This is a genomic window from Escherichia albertii, assembly GCF_028622335.1.
GTDB lineage: Bacteria > Pseudomonadota > Gammaproteobacteria > Enterobacterales > Enterobacteriaceae > Escherichia > Escherichia albertii.
In genome coordinates this window covers 2,218,019-2,236,264 of record NZ_CP117568.1, presented here as the reverse complement: position 1 = coordinate 2,236,264, position 18,246 = coordinate 2,218,019, and the positions used below count along the sequence as shown (strand labels likewise).

Here is an 18,246-nt window from a genome sequence, read left to right as displayed (position 1 = left end):
CTTATTTCAAAATGGTGCGGAATTTTACTGCAATTGCTGCTGCTTTGTAAAGCACCGCGGCCGCTTTTGAAAGGGACTTTTATAAGGGTGAGGAGTATACACGAGGCTTTCTCCAGGGGCGAACAAAGTTTTACATCAACCCGCATTGGTCCTACACTGCGCGGTAATAAAGCGAGGTAAAACAAGTCATGCGTGTACTGGGTATTGAAACTTCCTGCGATGAAACCGGCATCGCCATTTACGACGATGAAAAAGGTTTGTTAGCCAACCAATTGTATAGTCAGGTGAAATTGCACGCTGACTACGGCGGCGTAGTGCCTGAACTGGCCTCCCGCGATCACGTGCGTAAAACCGTACCGCTGATTCAGGAGGCGCTGAAGGAGTCTGGTTTAACGGCAAAAGACATTGATGCTGTGGCCTATACCGCAGGCCCTGGATTAGTCGGCGCGTTGCTGGTTGGCGCAACGGTGGGACGTTCACTGGCGTTTGCCTGGGACGTTCCGGCGATCCCGGTACATCATATGGAAGGGCATCTGTTAGCGCCGATGCTGGAAGATAATCCGCCAGAGTTCCCGTTTGTCGCGCTGCTGGTTTCCGGCGGTCATACGCAGTTAATTAGTGTGACTGGCATTGGCCAGTATGAGCTGCTCGGTGAGTCCATTGATGATGCTGCCGGGGAAGCGTTTGATAAAACCGCGAAGCTGCTGGGGCTGGATTATCCAGGTGGGCCGCTGCTGTCGAAAATGGCGGCTCAGGGCACCGCCGGGCGTTTTGTTTTCCCGCGCCCGATGACCGATCGCCCGGGGCTGGATTTCAGCTTCTCTGGTCTGAAAACTTTTGCCGCGAACACCATTCGTGACAACGGTACCGACGACCAGACGAGAGCCGATATTGCTCGCGCCTTTGAAGATGCGGTGGTTGATACGCTGATGATTAAATGCAAGCGAGCGCTGGATCAGACGGGCTTCAGGCGTCTGGTCATGGCGGGCGGCGTGAGTGCTAACCGTACGCTGCGGGCGAAACTGGCGGAAATGATGAAAAAGCGTCGCGGCGAAGTGTTCTACGCACGCCCGGAGTTTTGTACTGATAACGGTGCGATGATCGCCTATGCCGGAATGGTGCGGTTTAAAGCTGGCGCGACGGCGGATCTCGGCGTCAGCGTGCGTCCGCGCTGGCCGCTGGCAGAGTTACCGGCTGCGTAAAACTATCCGGTGCCGGAGAGTCACTTCCGGCACCGTCCTCCCTTAAAGCAACACCACGGGCATCCACAGTAAGCCGGTAATCACCAGCAACACGAGGAATATCAGCCCAAAAATCGCCCCCAGTCGCCAGTAATCTGCTGTTGGCAGATAACCACTACCGTAATAAATCGGGCTGGGGCCGGTGGCATATGGTGTAAGGATACTTCCCAGACCAATTGCCGCGCCAACCATCAGGCAGAACACTGGCAGTGGGATTTCCGGCATCGCCAGCGCGGCGGCAATCATCATCGGCGCGAGGGCAGAGGTATACGCCGTGGCGCTGGCAAAAAAGTAGCGCAGTAGATAAAACACCACAATTAACGCCACCATCACCATTATTGGCGAATAGCTGCTTAAGCTGCCTGCTAACAGCTTGCCAAACCAGCTAATAAAACCCGTGTTGTTGAGTCCGGTGGCGAGGGTGATAAGCGAGGCTAGCCAGAAGAAGACGTTCCACGCGGCTTTGTTACTGACAATGTCGTCCCAGCAGATAATGCGCAGGAGCAGCATCAGTGCCACCACGCTGTAACCGACCATCGCGGCATCGATATAATCACCGCCGAAAATCCACAGCACCAGTGCGCCGACCATCAACAGCAGCATCCGTTTTTCACGCGAACAGAGTGGGCCCATCGCTTGCAGTTCCGTCTCTGCCCAGCGCGGCACCTGATCGCCTGACTTCAGCGCCGGCGGATACAGCACGTAAGCCAGCCAGGGAACCAACAGAACCAGTAAAATACTGAGCGGCAACATGCCGAGGAACCAGTCGCCCCAGCTAAGTGTGGCATGAGAAGCACTTTTCATCAGGCCAATCAGCAACAGGTTAGGGGCCATCGCCGTCAGGAAAATGGCGCTGGTCACGCAGTCGGCAACAATCCCCATCCACATAATGTAAGACCCAATACTGCGCGAGCTGCTGTCATTCGGTTGTGATTGATAGAGCGGCGGCAGGTTACGGATGATGGGATAGATAATCCCTGCGCCACGCGCCGAGTTGGACGGTGTTACAGGCGCCAGGATCAGCTCGGAGAACATCACCGCATAGCCGAGAAACAGCGTACGATGCCCCATTTTTTTTACCAGAATCAGCGCGATACGTCGCCCCAGCCCGGTTTTTTCATAGCCGGTGCCAAACATAAAGGCGGCGAAAATCAGCCAGATAACCGAATTAGAAAAACCGGAAACCGCCCAGGAGAGGGATTTGGCGGTGAATTTAAAGCCGGGCTGGGCGAGTTGCTCCGGGCTGAATAGCAGCCACGGCGAAAGAATGGCGATGATGGAGATACCCACCATCGCCACCACGGCACCCGGCACGGGTTCGAGGATCAGTCCAACGATCACACCTGTAAAAACGGCGAAGTAGAGCCAGGTATGGCTCTCTAGCCCTGCGGGAACCGGAAGTAGAGCAATAATGGCGATGACGGCCAGCGGCGCGAGATATCGCCACCATTCAGTGGAAGATTTCATCGTGTTATGCCTGCGAAAACGGAGAGGGGCGAGCCTCTCCGTGAAGGTTATTTGATGTAATGGACGCGCTCGCAGATCTCTTCCACGATAGGATCGCGGCGTTCGGCGAACAGTTTTTTGTTCTCGGCTATCAGGTTGTTGCCGTGGGTATCAATAGAGACAATCAGCGGACCGAACTCTTTGACCCGGCATACCCACAACGACTCCGGCATCCCGAGTTCTGTCCAGTGCACCTCTTCAATCTCTTCCACCTGAGTTGCCGCCAGAACCGCGCAACCTGCCGGGAAAATTACATGCAGTGCCTTAAATTTCTGGCAACCTTCTTCGGTCAGCGGCCCCATTCCGCCTTTGCCGACTACCAGTTTTACGCCAGTCTGTTCGATAAATTCACGTTCAAAACTTTCCATCCGCATACTGGTCGTCGGGCCAACAGACACCATCTCCCATTTATCGCCGTTTTTACGCACGATAGGGCCAGCGTGGAAAATCGCCTTGCCGTTGAGATCGTAAGGGATCGGACGTTTAAGTTCGATCAAACGGCGATGGCAAACGTCGCGGCAGGTCACCAGCGTACCGGTCAGGTAGATCACATCGCCGACGCGAATATCTTGCAGATCTTCAGCGTTGATCGGGGTTGTCAGGATCTTTTTCATAACGCGCTCCGGGTGTGAGACAGATTTTCAAAGGTGAGATCGGCATGAACCCGCAGCGTACCGCGGCGATGTGCCCAGCAACCTGTAGAAACAGCAACACCGATGGTTGATGGATGGCGAGCGGCAGATTCGATATGAACACCCATTACTGAACTGTTGCCTGTCAGCCCTTGTGGACCAATCCCCAGACGGTTGAGTCCTTCTTCGAGGCGTAGCTCCAGCTCTGCGGCTTTCGGGTTGGGATGTCGGCTGCCAATCGGGCGCAAAATGGCTTTACGCGAGAGAACGGCGGCGGTTTCCACCGAGGTGGCGATGCCCACGCCCACCAGTACCGGCGGACAGGCGTTTACCGCGAGAGTAGAAATATTTTCAAAGACGAATTTCACTACCCCTTCGTAGCCTTCCGATGGCATTAACACTTTCGAGCGGCCTGGTAATGTGCAGCCGCCGCCTGCCATGTAAACTTCGATTTCCGCATCGTCACCGTCGGGAATGATGTCCCAGGTTACCCACGGTACGCCGCTGCCGGTATTTTTGCCGGTATTCACTTCGTCAAAAATTTCTACTGCGTTGTGGCGTAGCGGGGCTTTGACAGTTGCATCTTCCACGGCTTGCTTAAGAATACTTTGCAGCTCGCCAAGCAACGGGAAGCGAGAACCGACTTTAACGAAAAACATGATTTCCCCGGTGTCCTGACAAGCAGGGCGATTGAGGTCGATCGCTTTTTGCATGTTGTCGAACATCGTGTGGTAGATAATTTTTCCCATTGCCGACGTCTCGGCATCCCGTAGCTGTTTTAATTTATCCACTACGTCGTCGGGCATACGAGTGGAAATCATTGCAGTAAAGTTAGCGACAATATCTGTCAGCTTATTTACTGCCTGTTGTTTATTACATTCGCTCATAGCAACTCCAGTTTTTGTATTTGTCTGGAAAAATTCACTACCACAAACTACCACTAAAAGTGTGGTTTTATATTTTTTGCTACCGTGAATATGTAATTAACAGTTCGTGAATCAGCGCGAAAATAAAGATGAATATTGCGCCAGAGCAGAGAATAGAAATGCCTGGCGAAATACACTTCGCTTATCAAAACTGCGGACAATGAATGATGCTGAATACATGGCCTCTGGCTAAGGATTTGCAGGTACTGGTAGAAATCGTCCATTGCGGCAGTTTTAGTGCCGCCGCCGCTGCGCTTGGGCAGACGCCTGCTTTTGTTACTAAACGGATCCAAATCCTTGAAAACACGCTGGCAACGATGCTACTTAATCGCTCTGCCCGCGGTGTGGCGCTAACCGAAAGCGGTCAACGTTGCTATGAACATGCGTTAGAAATCCTCACGCAATATCAGCGGCTGGTCGATGACGTCACACAAATCAAAACGCGTCCAGAAGGAATGATTCGTATTGGTTGCAGTTTTGGTTTTGGTCGCAGTTATATTGCACCAGCCATTACCGAATTGATGCGCAATTACCCCGAGTTGCAGGTGCATTTTGAATTGTTCGATCGGCAAATTGATTTAGTGCAGGATAATATTGATCTGGATATTCGGATTAACGATGAAATTCCTGATTATTATATCACACATCTGTTAACGAAAAATAAAAGAATATTATGTGCAGCGCCTGAGTATCTGCAAAAATATCCCCTGCCGCAATCATTACAGGAATTAAGCCGTCATGACTGCCTGGTGACTAAAGAGCGTGATATGACTCACGGAATATGGGAGTTGGGGAACGGACAGGAGAAAAAGTCGGTGAAGGTGAGTGGGCATCTTTCCTCCAATAGCGGCGAGATTGTGTTGCAATGGGCGCTGGAGGGCAAAGGAATTATGTTGCGTTCCGAGTGGGATGTGCAGCCGTTTCTGGCAAGCGGTAAGCTGGTTCGGGTGTTACCGGAATATGCGCAAAGTGCTAATATTTGGGCGGTCTATCGGGAACCGCTTTATCGCAGTATGAAATTACGTGTCTGCGTGGAGTTTCTGGCGGCGTGGTGCCAACAGCGTCTGGGTAAACCCAATGAGGGGTATCAGGTTTTGTAGGGCCGCCAGAAATCACTCGGGATCTTTTTCACGCTTTCTTTTGAATTTCGTCCAGATTTTCGTCTCCTGACGACGCCACAAACGCTGGATGTTGTCATGATGACGCAACAGAATCAGGCAAGAGAGCATCGAGACCGGGAAAGTGAATTGGGGCTTAAACCACCACACGTAAAAAGGCGCAATTAGCGCGCTGACAATCGCCCCCAGCGACGAATATCCGCTTAATAGCACGGTAAGTAGCCAGGTTCCCGCCATTACTCCTGTTAGATCCCAGCCAATTGGGGCGATAGCGCCAAATGCGGTGGCTACGCCTTTTCCTCCTTTGAAACCGAAGAAGATCGGCCAGATGTGCCCCAGGCAGGCGGCAATGGCAATCAGGCCGAGCCAGAAGGGGCTGACGCCTAATGCATATGCGCCCCAGACGGGCAACATTCCTTTCAGAACGTCGAAAACCAGTACTGCTACGGCTGCTCCCTTGCCACCGATACGTAACACATTGGTTGCGCCAGGATTACCGGAGCCGCTGGTTCGCGGATCGGGCAGCCCACACAGGCGGCAAACCAGGATGGCACTGGAAATAGAGCCGCAGAGGTACGCGATGAGGATCATTCCAGGCGCGATTGCACTCATAAGCTGTTCCGTTTTGAAAATTCGTGTTCAACGATGAATCTGTGGATAATACGCACATTTCGCCGGAAGTGGTATCCGGTTAGCCAAAAAGCAGGCAGGACGTGATGGATATTGTATTTATAGAGCAACTTTCGGTAATCACCACTATTGGTGTTTACGACTGGGAACAGACCATCGAACAGAAGCTGGTGTTCGATATCGAAATGGCGTGGGATAACCGCAAAGCGGCGAAAAGCGATGATGTGGCGGATTGCCTCAGCTATGCCGACATCGCAGAAACGGTGATCCATCACGTTGAGGGCGCACGTTTTGCTCTGGTGGAACGCGTGGCGGAAGAGGTGGCTGAATTGCTGTTGACTCGCTTTAACTCGCCGTGGGTGCGTATCAAACTTAGCAAACCGGGCGCAGTGGCGCGTGCGGCGAATGTTGGCGTCATTATTGAGCGTGGCAATAATCTGAAAGAAAATAATTAATTTTACAGTTATTAAACCAAACGGTTATAACCAGGTCATACTGCTGTCGTTTGGACACGCGGTATATTTTTATAATTTAGGGGTTTATTGATGAGCGATATGCACTCGCTGCTAATAGCGGCAATATTGGGTGTGGTCGAAGGATTGACAGAATTTCTGCCGGTATCCAGCACGGGCCATATGATTATTGTCGGTCATTTGTTGGGATTTGAAGGCGATACGGCGAAAACCTTTGAAGTCGTCATCCAGTTAGGATCGATTCTGGCTGTGGTAGTGATGTTCTGGCGCCGTCTGTTTGGCCTGATTGGCATTCACTTTGGTCGTCCGCTACAGCATGAAGGAGAAAGCAAAGGCCGTCTAACGCTGATCCACATTCTGCTGGGGATGGTTCCGGCGGTAGTGCTGGGACTGTTATTCCACGACACGATTAAGTCATTGTTTAACCCGGTTAATGTCATGTATGCGCTGGTCGTTGGCGGTCTGTTGCTGATTGCCGCCGAATGCCTGAAGCCGAAAGAGCCGCGTGCGCCGGGGCTGGACGATATGACTTATCGCCAGGCGTTTATGATTGGCTGCTTCCAGTGTCTGGCGCTGTGGCCGGGCTTCTCCCGCTCCGGGGCGACCATTTCCGGCGGGATGCTGATGGGCGTGAGCCGTTATGCCGCTTCCGAGTTCTCGTTCCTGCTGGCGGTGCCGATGATGATGGGCGCAACGGCGCTCGATCTCTACAAAAGCTGGGGGTTCCTGACGACTGGCGATATCCCGATGTTTGCCGTTGGGTTTATCACTGCCTTCGTGGTGGCGCTGATTGCGATTAAAACCTTCCTGCAACTGATTAAGCGGATTTCGTTTATCCCGTTTGCCATTTATCGCTTTATTGTGGCAGCAGCGGTGTACGTCGTGTTCTTTTGATGTAAAGAACAGTGTCAGATGCCTGGAATTGTCCACGATTGCGTAGGCCGGATAAGGCGCTCACGCCGCATCCGGCAATCAATGCCTGATGCGATGCTGGCGCGTCTTATCCGACCTACAACTGTCGTTGACATGTAGCCGGATAAAGCGTTTACGTCGCATCCGGCAAAATGCCCCGCACTCACTCTGGTTTTGGGCAACGCTGTTCCTTCCAGTTGGCGACCGCTGCAATCCGGCGGCGAGTCAGCTCCTCGCGAATCTCTACACCTTTGAATCCCGCTTCAACGACGGCTTTTGTCGGCACTGACTGTGCCACTTCCCAGGCTTCGCGCAACCAGCGTCCTTGCGGGTAGTCCGCCGATTCAAAGCCGGTTCTGCCGCGTACATCGGCCTCGCTGGTCAACGCCAGTTGCTCGACACGCTGCGGTTTACGCCAGGCGTCAATAGAATCAAACAATTTAACAATAGTTTTCGGGTTCAGCATTGGGAAGGTGTGGATGAGATCGTGAAACTCAGCCACCAGTTTGGCTAAATCGCGAATTTCATTTGGCACGCGTAAACGCTGGCACAGTTGCTCCACTAACTTTACGCCCGCCGGACCGTGACCATGATGGCGCGGCCAAAGTTCTGGCGGCGTCAGCCCTTTTCCGAGATCGTGGCATAAGGTTGCAAACCGGACATCGACCTGCGGACTCAGCATCGCCGCCATCGACAGCGTCATTAAGGTGTGAATGCCTGTGTCGATTTCCGGGTGCCACTTGGCGGGTGCCGGAACGCCAAACAGCACGTCAATTTCCGGGAATAAAACGCGCAGTGCGCCGCAATCGCGCAGTACCTGGAAGAACACGTGTGGATTACGTGTGGTGAGGGCGCTTTCCGTTTCTTTCCACACCCGTTCTGGTGTCAGGTGTTCCAGTTCGCCAGCGTGAGTCATCTCGCGCATCAGCACCAGGGTTTCATCGGCAATACGAAAACCGAGGTGGGCATAACGTGCAGCAAAACGCGCCACGCGCAGTACGCGTAGCGGATCCTCGCCAAAGGCGGGGGAAACATGACGTAACAGGCGATTTTGTAGATCGCCCAGACCGTTGTACGGATCGATAATTTCGCCGTCATCATTCTGGGCCAGTGCGTTGATGGTTAAATCACGACGCTTAAGATCATCTTCCAGCGTAACATCTGGTGCGGCATAGCAGGTAAAACCAGTATAACCGGAACCGGATTTCCGCTCGGTACGCGCCAGCGCATACTCTTCATGGGTTTGCGGATGCAGAAAAACAGGAAAATCGCGGCCTACCTGTTGGTAGCCCGCGTCGAGCATCTCCTGTGGCGTACTGCCAACCACTACCCAATCTCTGTCTTTGACCGGTAGCCCTAACAATGCATCCCGAACCGCACCACCGACCAGAAAAATCTTCACGCCATCATCCCTTCGTCATATTCACAATTCCTAATAATAAGACAGTGTGACGGAGAAGGCGATTTAGTTCATCCAGCGATCTTTGCGTTTGCGCGTGGGGATCAGGTGCGGCAGTACCAGACCGAGCAGCAAGCCAAGCCCCAGCACGCCGCCGCCATACATAAACCACTGCATGATGATGGTGCGCTGTTTGTCATCCAGTTGAACGCTGGCGGCATCGACCTTTTTCTGGGCGACAATCAGTTCGTTTTTTAGCTTCTGATTCTCTTCTTTTAACCCGTTGATCACGCTGTCGCTCTGCGCCACTTTTTGCTGCATTTCTGCGGTGCGCTGATTCCAGGTGTTATCGATATTGGTGAGCTTATCGGTCAGCGTTTTGACCTGATTTTCCAGATCTGGCACGCGGGTGCGCAGACTTGGCTCTGTGCTCAGTTGTTTCAACGGGATCCAGACAGTACGACCGGAGCTGTCTTTCACCTGGGCATAATTGGTGTTGGCGTCAGTTTGTAATAAGGTCACTTCCTCGCCGGCATTAACCGTGCCCACGAGGCGATAATTATCCCCCGGACCGCTGCGGACCCAGGTGTTCAGTTCGTCAGAAACATAGCGCTTTTCTTCGGCGTGTGAGACGGCAGTGGCGCTAAGTGCGAGTAAAGTTAATCCGATCAGGCGTAATTTTGGCATCAGGCTGTCGTTATTGTCATGGAAAGTGGAACGATAGTAGTGGCATCAGTGTCGCTACGCAAAGCATTCGGTATCAATCGGAATCCTCTGTGTCAGGTTTTGCCACTGCTTCAAACTTTTACGCCCGTCAAATTGCCCGTTGCATGGCAATTTGGCGCAAAATACTATCTACTGACAAGAAAGATCGCATTAAGTTCGCCGTTCATCGTCACTTATGTGACACAACCAGTAAGTAAAGGCCATGGCTCAGGAAATCGAATTAAAGTTTATTGTTAATCACAGTGCCGTTGAGGCGTTACGTGACCATCTCAATACGTTGGGCGGCGAGCACCATGATCCCGTGCAGTTGCTGAATATTTACTACGAAACGCCAGATAACTGGCTGCGTGGGCACGATATGGGCCTGCGTATTCGTGGTGAAAACGGTCGCTATGAGATGACCATGAAAGTCGCAGGGAGAGTGACTGGCGGCTTACACCAGCGCCCGGAATATAACGTGGCGTTGAGCGAACCGACGCTCGACCTTGCGCAGTTACCAACGGAAGTCTGGCCGAACGGCGAGTTACCTGCCGATCTCGCTTCCCGTGTGCAGCCGCTGTTCAGTACCGATTTTTATCGCGAAAAATGGCTGGTGGAGGTTGATGGCAGCCAGATTGAAATTGCCCTCGACCAGGGCGAGGTGAAAGCAGGGGAATTTGCTGAACCTATCAGTGAGCTGGAGCTGGAATTACTCAGCGGAGAAACACGTGCAGTGCTGAAACTGGCGAATCAACTGGTATCGCAAGCCGGATTACGCCAGGGCAGCCTGAGCAAAGCGGCGCGCGGTTACCATCTGGCGCAGGGCAATCCTGTGCGTGAAATTAAACCCACTACCATTTTGCATGTTGCGGCAAAAGCTAACGTGGAACAGGGGCTGGAAGCGGCACTGGAGCTGGCGTTAGCGCAATGGCAGTATCATGAAGAACTGTGGGTACGCGGCAACGATGCGGCGAAAGAGCAGGTGCTGGCAGCCATTGGCCTGGTTCGTCATACGCTGATGCTGTTCGGCGGCATTGTTCCACGCAAAGCAAGCACTCACTTACGTGACTTGCTGACCCAATGCGAGGCGACGATTGCTTCTGCGGTTTCTGCCACGACGGCGGTCTACTCCACCGAAACGGCGATGGCGAAACTGGCGTTGACCGAATGGCTGGTGAGCAAAGCCTGGCAACCGTTTTTAGATGCCAAAGCGCAGGGAAAAATCAGCGATTCTTTTAAACGCTTTGCCGATATCCATCTTTCCCGCCATGCTGCCGAACTGAAAAGCGTTTTTTGCCAGCCGCTGGGCGATCGCTATCGTGACCAGTTGCCGCGCCTGACGCGTGATATCGACTCTATACTGCTGCTGGCGGGTTACTACGATCCCCTTGTTGCGCAAGCCTGGCTGGAGAACTGGCAGGGACTGCGTCGCGCCATTGTGACCGGGAAACGCATTGAAATTGAACATTTCCGTAACGAGGCAAACAATCAGGAACCGTTCTGGTTGCACAGCGGAAAACGTTAATCTGGCAAGGATAAAATTGCTTATGAAGCCGCTCTCTTCATCGTTACAGCAGTACTGGCAGACCGTTGTTGAGCGGCTGCCAGCGCCTTTAGCCGAGGAATCACTTAGCATACAGGCGAAGTCGGTACTTACTTTCAGTGATTTTGTGCAGGACAGCGTGATTGCGCATCCAGAGTGGCTGAAGGAACTGGAAAGCGAACCACCGCAGGCCGACGAATGGCAGTATTACGCTGCATGGTTGCAGGAGGCGCTCAGTCATGTGAGTGACGAGGCTGGGTTAATGCGTGAACTGCGGCTGTTCCGGCGGCGCATTATGGTGCGCATCGCCTGGGCGCAAACGCTGACGCTGGTTGCTGAAGAGAGTATTTTGCAGCAGTTGAGTCATCTGGCGGAGACACTGATTGTCGCCGCGCGCGACTGGCTGTATGACGCCTGCTGTCGTGAGTGGGGAACGCCGTGCAATGCGCAGGGCGAAGCGCAACCGCTGCTGATTTTAGGCATGGGTAAGCTGGGCGGCGGCGAACTGAATTTCTCTTCAGATATCGATTTGATTTTTGCCTGGCCTGAGCATGGTTGCACGCAGGGCGGACGCCGCGAACTGGATAACGCTCAGTTCTTTACCCGTATGGGCCAGCGGCTGATTAAAGTGCTGGATCAGCCCACACAAGATGGTTTTGTCTATCGCGTGGATATGCGGCTGCGTCCTTTTGGCGAAAGTGGTCCGCTGGTACTGAGTTTTGCCGCGCTGGAAGATTATTACCAGGAGCAGGGGCGCGACTGGGAGCGTTACGCCATGGTCAAGGCGCGGATTATGGGCGATAGCGATGGCGTCTATGCTAACGAATTGCGTTCGATGCTACGCCCGTTTGTCTTCCGCCGTTACATTGATTTCAGCGTGATCCAGTCGCTGCGCAACATGAAAGGGATGATTGCCCGTGAAGTGCGCCGTCGTGGTTTGACCGACAACATTAAACTTGGTGCGGGCGGTATTCGCGAAATTGAATTTATCGTCCAGGTGTTCCAGCTTATTCGCGGCGGGCGTGAACCGTCGCTGCAATCGCGCTCTTTACTGCCCACGCTCAGCGCTATTGCCGCACTGAATCTGCTTTCTGAAAACGATGCCGAACAATTGCGGGCAGCGTATCTGTTCCTGCGGCGCCTGGAAAACTTGCTGCAAAGCATTAATGACGAACAAACCCAGACGCTTCCTTCTGATGAGCTTAACCGTGCGCGGCTGGCGTGGGCGATGGACTTTGCTGACTGGCCGCAATTGACCGGGGTGCTGACCGCACATATGGCCAATGTGCGCCGGGTGTTTAACGAACTCATTGGCGACGATGAAAGCGAAACTCAGGAAGAGTCACTGTCGGAACAGTGGCGTGAGTTGTGGCAGGATGTATTGCAGGAAGATGACACTACGCCTGTGTTGGCGCATCTCTGCGAGGATGATCGTAAACAAGTGCTGACGCTGATAGCCGATTTCCGCAAAGAGCTGGATAAGCGCACTATCGGGCCGCGTGGACGTCAGGTGCTCGACCATCTGATGCCGCATTTGCTAAGTGATGTCTGCGCGCGTGAAGACGCTGCTGTCACGCTGTCGCGCATTACCGCCTTGCTGGTGGGGATTGTTACCCGCACCACCTATTTAGAATTACTCAGTGAATTCCCGGCGGCACTTAAGCATTTGATTTCTCTGTGTGCTGCATCGCCAATGATCGCCAGCCAACTGGCTCGTTATCCATTATTGCTGGACGAACTGCTCGATCCCAACACGCTCTACCAGCCGACCGCAACGGACGCCTACCGTGACGAACTGCGTCAGTATTTGCTGCGTGTGCCGGAAGATGACGAAGAACAACAGCTTGAGGCGTTGCGTCAGTTCAAACAGGCGCAACTGTTACGCATCGCGGCGGCGGATATTGCCGGTACGCTGCCGGTAATGAAAGTGAGCGATCACTTAACCTGGCTGGCGGAAGCGATGATAGATGCCGTCGTTCAGCAGGCGTGGGTTCAAATGGTTGCCCGCTACGGTAAGCCAAATCACCTGAACGAACGCGAAGGCCGTGGTTTTGCGGTGGTCGGCTACGGCAAGCTGGGCGGCTGGGAGTTAGGCTACAGCTCTGATCTTGATCTTATCTTCCTCCATGATTGCCCAATGGATGCGATAACTGATGGTGAACGGGAAATCGACGGGCGACAGTTTTATCTGCGTCTGGCGCAACGCATTATGCACCTGTTCAGCACGCGCACCTCTTCCGGCATTTTGTACGAAGTGGATGCACGACTGCGTCCATCCGGGGCGGCAGGAATGTTGGTGACTTCTGCAGAAGCGTTTGCCGATTATCAGAAAAACGAGGCCTGGACGTGGGAACATCAGGCACTGGTACGTGCGCGTGTGGTATATGGCGATCCACAGCTCACTGCGCACTTTGACGCGGTGCGTAGGGAGATTATGACGCTGCCGCGCGAAGGTAAAACCTTGCAAACAGAAGTGCGGGAGATGCGCGAGAAAATGCGCGCTCACCTTGGTAATAAACATCGCGATCGCTTTGATATCAAAGCTGATGAAGGCGGAATTACCGATATCGAATTTATTACTCAATATCTGGTGTTGCGCTACGCTCATGAAAAACCGAAGTTAACGCGCTGGTCAGACAATGTGCGCATTCTGGAACTGCTGGCACAAAACGACATTATGGAAGAGCAGGAAGCGGTGGCGCTGACTCGTGCTTACACGACGCTTCGCGATGAACTTCATCATCTGGCATTGCAAGAGTTGCCGGGCCATGTGCCGGAGGATTGCTTTACCGCAGAGCGTGAACTGGTGCGGGCAAGCTGGCAGAAGTGGCTGGTGGAAGAATGAAATATGGTATTATCGCGCGCAAATTTTGAATCTCTCAGGAGACAGGAATGAAAGTAACGCTGCCAGAGTTTGAACGTGCAGGAGTGATGGTGGTTGGTGATGTGATGCTGGATCGTTACTGGTACGGTCCCACCAGCCGTATCTCGCCGGAAGCGCCGGTGCCCGTGGTTAAAGTGAACACCATCGAAGAACGTCCGGGCGGCGCGGCAAACGTGGCGATGAACATCGCTTCTCTCGGCGCAAACGCACGCCTGGTTGGGCTGACAGGGATTGACGATGCGGCGCGCGCGCTGAGTAAATCTCTGGCCGACGTAAACGTAAAATGCGACTTCGTTTCTGTGCCGACGCATCCGACCATCACCAAACTGCGGGTACTTTCCCGCAATCAGCAGCTGATTCGTCTGGATTTCGAAGAAGGTTTCGAAGGTGTTGATCCGCAGCCGTTGCATGAGCGGATTAATCAGGCTCTGGGTTCGATTGGCGCGCTGGTTCTGTCTGACTACGCCAAAGGCGCGCTGGCAAGCGTGCAGCAGATGATTCAACTGGCGCGTAAAGCGGGTGTTCCGGTACTGATTGATCCAAAAGGTACCGATTTTGAGCGCTACCGCGGCGCTACGCTGTTAACGCCGAATCTTTCGGAATTTGAAGCTGTTGTCGGTAAGTGTAAGAGCGAAGAAGAGATCGTTGAACGCGGCATGAAATTGATTGCCGACTACGAACTCTCTGCGCTGTTGGTAACGCGTTCTGAACAGGGAATGACGTTGCTGCAACCGGGTAAAGCTCCGCTGCATATGCCAACCCAGGCGCAGGAAGTGTATGACGTTACCGGTGCGGGCGATACGGTAATTGGCGTACTGGCGGCAACGCTGGCGGCGGGCAATTCACTGGAAAAAGCCTGCTTCTTTGCTAATGCGGCGGCTGGTGTTGTTGTCGGTAAACTGGGAACGTCTACGGTTTCACCTGTTGAACTGGAAAATGCAGTGCGCGGACGTGCGGACACCGGCTTTGGCGTGATGACTGAAGAGGAACTGAAACTGGCTGTAGCGGCGGCACGTAAACGCGGTGAAAAAGTGGTGATGACCAACGGCGTCTTCGATATTCTCCACGCCGGGCACGTCTCCTATCTGGCAAACGCCCGTAAACTGGGGGACCGCTTAATTGTTGCAGTGAACAGCGATGCTTCAACGAAACGGCTGAAAGGGGATTCCCGCCCGGTTAACCCGCTCGAACAGCGTATGATTGTATTGGGGGCGCTGGAATCGGTCGACTGGGTGGTGTCGTTTGAAGAGGACACGCCGCAGCGCCTGATTGCCGGGATCTTGCCCGATCTGCTGGTGAAAGGCGGCGACTATAAACCGGAAGAGATTGCCGGGAGTAAAGAAGTCTGGGCCAATGGCGGTGAAGTGCTGGTGCTCAACTTTGAAGACGGTTGCTCGACCACTAACATTATTAAGAAGATCCAACAGGATAAAAAAGGCTAACCGGAAAGCGGTTCTCAGTTCTCACGTTGTGCCGGATAGACCTATTGACGCTGTTGTTTTTTCAACCTAAAGTAAAGGAACAAGGGTAAGGGAGAATTTCTCCCCCCTCTGAATGGCCGTTAATAAGCGTGGAAACTTATCAGTAACAGCACAATCAGTATGATGACGAACTTCATCATAACCCTTTCCTTATACAAGGCCCCTTCCTCGGGAGGGGCTTTCCCGTTTCAGCCCCTTGCTGCCTCCCGATTGTTGATGAGCGCCGGACCCTGCGCAACGCTTTCCCTGATGCCGTTTTCTCTTCCCCGAGTCGACTCGCAAAACGCTGTAATAGCCTGATCATTTGTACTTTTTAGCGGAACGCAGATATAAAAAATCCCCGGTGTTTTGGGCCAGGGATGTGTGTCAATGAAACCTTCTTGACGCTGTTGTTTTTTCAACCTAGAGTAAAGGAACAAGGGTGAGGGAGGATTTCTCCCCCCTCTGAATTGGTTGTTAGTAAGTCGGGAAACTTAACAGTAACAGCACAATCAGTATGATGACGAACTTCATCATAACCCTTTCCTTATACAAGGCCCCTTCCTCGGGAGGGGCTTTCCCGTTTCAGCCCCTTGCTGACTCCCCGATTGTTGATGAGCGCCAGACCCTGCGCAACGCTTTCTCTGATGCCGTTTTCTCTTCCCCGAGTCGACTCGCAAAACGCTGTAATAGCCTGATCATTTGTACTTTTTAGCGGAACGCAGATATAAAAAATCCCCGGCTTTTTGGGCCAGGGATATGTGTTAGCGAAACCTTCTTGACGCTGTTGTTTTTTCAACCTAGAGTAAAGGAACAAGGGTGAGGGAGGATTTCTCCCCCCTCTGATTGGCTGTTAATAAGCTGCGAAACTTACGAGTAACAACACAATCAGTATGATGACGAGCTTCATCATAACCCTTTCCTTCTGTAAGGCCCCTTCCTCGGGAGGGGCGTTCCCGTTTCAGCCCCTTGCTGCCTCCCGATTGTTGATGAGTGCCAGACCCTGCGCAACGTTTTCTCGGATGCCGTTTTCTCTTCCCCGAGTCGGCTCGAAAAACGCTGCAACAACCTGATCATTTGCTCTTTTTAGCGGAACGCAGATATAAAAAATCCCCGGCTTTTTGAGGCAGAGGATTTTTATAGCTGAAGATTTATTCTGCGATTTCTGCGATGTGAGTTGTTGTGGTTAAGGGGGAAGTTAATGCCGCCAGCGAGCCGCCAGAAACACCGATTTCATTGAGCAAGGAGTCAATCAGCGGTGCTTGTGTGCGGTAAGAAAGGGCGGCAGATAATGCCTGTTCTGCAAGGTTTCCTCCATTAACGCTACCTGTGCCTGCATCACCCGCAGCGCCACCACGATTCAGACCATCGACCTGAATAATCTTGATGCCGTCAATAGACTTCATCGGTTCCACGGATTTCTCAATTACCGCAGGCAGCGCCTGCAACAATGCCAGTTTGAATTTTAGGCTGGTTTGTTCGTCAGAAAGCACGTTAATAGCGTCGTTCAACGCACGCTGTGCTTCCGCTTCTGCCAGACCTTTTTTACGCGTTGCTTCGGCTAGCTCAACAATAGCCGCCGCCTGCATCTCTGCGGCTTCTTTTTCTGCTTTCGCCCGTACTGTCAGTTCAACGGCTTTGGTTTCGGCATCTTGCGCCGCAGCAATCAGCGCAACCTGCTTGGCACGATCGGCTTCGGCTGTCTGACGAGTGGTTTCCACGTTTTGTTGTGCGCTTACGGCTTCCGCAAGAGCAAGGTTAGCACGCGCTTCCGCCTGCGACTGTTGTTCTGATTTTGCGGCAATGGCGATCGATTTCGTCTGGTTAGCGATTTCGGTAGCCTGCTGCTGTTCAATTTCTTTAATGCGAACCTCGCGTTCTGCCTCAACTTTTCTGGAGCGGACGGCCTGTTCACGGTCGATTTCGGTTTCCTGAATTTGACGTTCAGCCAGAATTCGTGTTTGCTCCGCTTCACGACGACGTTCAGCTTCAAAAGCGGCAATTTTCGCATTCTGCTCGGCGGTGCGGGTTTTAACTTGTTGTTCCTGCTCAAGCGTCATAAACGCTTCTTGTTGCTCAATTTCTAGCTTCCGCGACAGCGCATCACGGTTTTTCTCACGCACTGCAACTTCTACATCCTGTTCAACTTCGTTACGTTCGCGACGACGACGTTCCGTTTCCTGGGTTAATTTTGTCAGACCTTCGGCATCGAAAGCGTTATTCGGATTGAAATGTTCTTTCGAGGTTTGGTTGAAGTTGGTGAGTGACACGCTCTCGAGCTCAAGACCGTTTTTCGACAGGTCTTCTGCAACCGTATTTTGCACGCCCTGAACAAAGTTTTCGCGGGTATCCTGTAACTCATGCATAGTCATTTGCGCCGCGGTGGCGCGCAGGGCATCAACGAATTTATCTTCGACCAGCATACGTAAATCTTCCGGTGATAGCGTTCGTTGCCCCAGTGTCTGGGCGGCTGTGGCTATACCTTCTACCGACGGTTTAACTCGCACAAAGAAAGCGACTACCACATCGACACGCATACGATCTTTGGTAATCAGACTATCGATTGTCGAGCGACTGACTTCCAGTTTCAGGGTGTTCATATTGATAGGAATGATTTCATGGAAAATCGGCATAACAATTGCGCCGCCGCTCATAACCACTTTTTGTCCACCTAACCCGGTACGCACAAATGCCTGTTCGGCGGATGCCCGACGATAAAGCCGCGCGAAAATAATACCGATAATAAACAGAACGCATACGGTAACAATCGCCATAAACATCCATGACGGCACTAAATTAACAATATCATCCATTATT

17 protein-coding genes are annotated in these 18,246 nt (G+C 52.8%); 7 read left to right on the top strand and 10 right to left on the bottom strand.

Translation table 11 applies throughout. The features are described from left to right. Positions 1–188 precede the first annotated feature (188 nt). Entirely contained in the window at positions 189–1,202 is a 1,014-nt protein-coding gene (gene tsaD, locus PS053_RS10815) for a tRNA (adenosine(37)-N6)-threonylcarbamoyltransferase complex transferase subunit TsaD (protein WP_001264378.1), read from the top strand. Positions 1,203–1,244: 42 nt separating this feature from the next. Here tsaD and ttdT read toward each other — a convergent pair whose 3' ends face one another. The 3 genes from ttdT to ttdA are packed head-to-tail and all read right to left on the bottom strand — an operon-like array spanning position 1,245 to position 4,266. Continuing rightward, a complete protein-coding gene (ttdT, locus tag PS053_RS10810) occupies positions 1,245–2,708 on the bottom strand; it encodes an L-tartrate/succinate antiporter (protein WP_256878819.1) in 1,464 nt (487 codons plus the stop codon). A 47-nt stretch (positions 2,709–2,755) separates the two neighbouring features. Then, entirely contained in the window at positions 2,756–3,361 is a 606-nt protein-coding gene (ttdB, locus tag PS053_RS10805) for a L(+)-tartrate dehydratase subunit beta (protein WP_256878820.1), read from the bottom strand. Further along, positions 3,358–4,266 (bottom strand): L(+)-tartrate dehydratase subunit alpha, encoded by a 909-nt coding sequence (gene ttdA, locus PS053_RS10800; RefSeq protein ID WP_001287669.1) that lies wholly within the window; start codon positions 4,264–4,266, stop codon positions 3,358–3,360. Before ttdA ends, ttdB begins: the two co-directional genes overlap by 4 nt. A gap of 206 nt (positions 4,267–4,472) precedes the next feature. On the opposite strand from ttdA, the gene ttdR reads away from it, so the two are divergent. Beyond that, on the top strand, positions 4,473–5,405 hold the full coding sequence (gene ttdR / locus PS053_RS10795) for an L-tartrate utilization transcriptional activator TtdR (RefSeq protein WP_256878892.1): 933 nt from the start codon (positions 4,473–4,475) through the stop codon (positions 5,403–5,405). Between the two features lie 12 nt (positions 5,406–5,417). Here ttdR and plsY read toward each other — a convergent pair whose 3' ends face one another. After that, entirely contained in the window at positions 5,418–6,035 is a 618-nt protein-coding gene (gene plsY, locus PS053_RS10790) for a glycerol-3-phosphate 1-O-acyltransferase PlsY (protein ID WP_001272802.1), read from the bottom strand. A 104-nt stretch (positions 6,036–6,139) separates the two neighbouring features. Between plsY and folB the strand changes: the two genes are divergently transcribed. Next, positions 6,140–6,508, top strand: coding sequence for a bifunctional dihydroneopterin aldolase/7,8-dihydroneopterin epimerase (folB, locus tag PS053_RS10785; RefSeq protein ID WP_010320576.1), 369 nt, complete (start codon positions 6,140–6,142; stop codon positions 6,506–6,508). A 90-nt stretch (positions 6,509–6,598) separates the two neighbouring features. Beyond that, positions 6,599–7,420, top strand: coding sequence for an undecaprenyl-diphosphate phosphatase (gene bacA / locus PS053_RS10780; RefSeq protein WP_024164710.1), 822 nt, complete (start codon positions 6,599–6,601; stop codon positions 7,418–7,420). Between the two features lie 181 nt (positions 7,421–7,601). Here bacA and cca read toward each other — a convergent pair whose 3' ends face one another. Together cca and PS053_RS10770 are read right to left on the bottom strand one after the other, a co-directional pair. Next, positions 7,602–8,840, bottom strand: coding sequence for a fused tRNA nucleotidyltransferase/2',3'-cyclic phosphodiesterase/2' nucleotidase/phosphatase Cca (gene cca, locus PS053_RS10775; RefSeq protein ID WP_059218152.1), 1,239 nt, complete (start codon positions 8,838–8,840; stop codon positions 7,602–7,604). A gap of 63 nt (positions 8,841–8,903) precedes the next feature. Next, on the bottom strand, positions 8,904–9,524 hold the full coding sequence (locus PS053_RS10770) for a TIGR04211 family SH3 domain-containing protein (protein WP_059218151.1): 621 nt from the start codon (positions 9,522–9,524) through the stop codon (positions 8,904–8,906). Positions 9,525–9,765: 241 nt separating this feature from the next. On the opposite strand from PS053_RS10770, the gene ygiF reads away from it, so the two are divergent. The 3 genes from ygiF to hldE are packed head-to-tail and all read left to right on the top strand — an operon-like array spanning position 9,766 to position 15,411. Continuing rightward, positions 9,766–11,067 carry an inorganic triphosphatase gene (ygiF, locus tag PS053_RS10765; protein ID WP_059216448.1) on the top strand — a complete coding sequence of 434 codons (1,302 nt, stop codon included), beginning with the start codon at positions 9,766–9,768 and terminating at the stop codon, positions 11,065–11,067. Between the two features lie 22 nt (positions 11,068–11,089). Continuing rightward, positions 11,090–13,930: a bifunctional [glutamate--ammonia ligase]-adenylyl-L-tyrosine phosphorylase/[glutamate--ammonia-ligase] adenylyltransferase gene (glnE, locus tag PS053_RS10760; RefSeq protein WP_059235412.1), complete on the top strand. Its 2,841-nt coding sequence runs from the start codon at positions 11,090–11,092 to the stop codon at positions 13,928–13,930. Between the two features lie 47 nt (positions 13,931–13,977). Continuing rightward, positions 13,978–15,411 (top strand): bifunctional D-glycero-beta-D-manno-heptose-7-phosphate kinase/D-glycero-beta-D-manno-heptose 1-phosphate adenylyltransferase HldE, encoded by a 1,434-nt coding sequence (gene hldE, locus PS053_RS10755; RefSeq protein ID WP_000869166.1) that lies wholly within the window; start codon positions 13,978–13,980, stop codon positions 15,409–15,411. A gap of 119 nt (positions 15,412–15,530) precedes the next feature. Here the strand turns inward: hldE and PS053_RS10750 are convergent, their stop codons facing one another. The 4 genes from PS053_RS10750 to PS053_RS10735 form a co-directional block, all read right to left on the bottom strand. Beyond that, a complete protein-coding gene (locus tag PS053_RS10750) occupies positions 15,531–15,590 on the bottom strand; it encodes a type I toxin-antitoxin system Ibs family toxin (RefSeq protein WP_100733770.1) in 60 nt (19 codons plus the stop codon). 316 nt (positions 15,591–15,906) lie between these two features. Next, a complete protein-coding gene (locus tag PS053_RS10745; protein ID WP_071821827.1) occupies positions 15,907–15,966 on the bottom strand; it encodes a type I toxin-antitoxin system Ibs family toxin in 60 nt (19 codons plus the stop codon). A 316-nt stretch (positions 15,967–16,282) separates the two neighbouring features. Beyond that, on the bottom strand, positions 16,283–16,342 hold the full coding sequence (locus PS053_RS10740) for a type I toxin-antitoxin system Ibs family toxin (RefSeq protein WP_001387081.1): 60 nt from the start codon (positions 16,340–16,342) through the stop codon (positions 16,283–16,285). Positions 16,343–16,580: 238 nt separating this feature from the next. Beyond that, a complete protein-coding gene (locus tag PS053_RS10735; protein WP_059270839.1) occupies positions 16,581–18,242 on the bottom strand; it encodes a flotillin family protein in 1,662 nt (553 codons plus the stop codon). Positions 18,243–18,246: the final 4 nt, after the last annotated feature.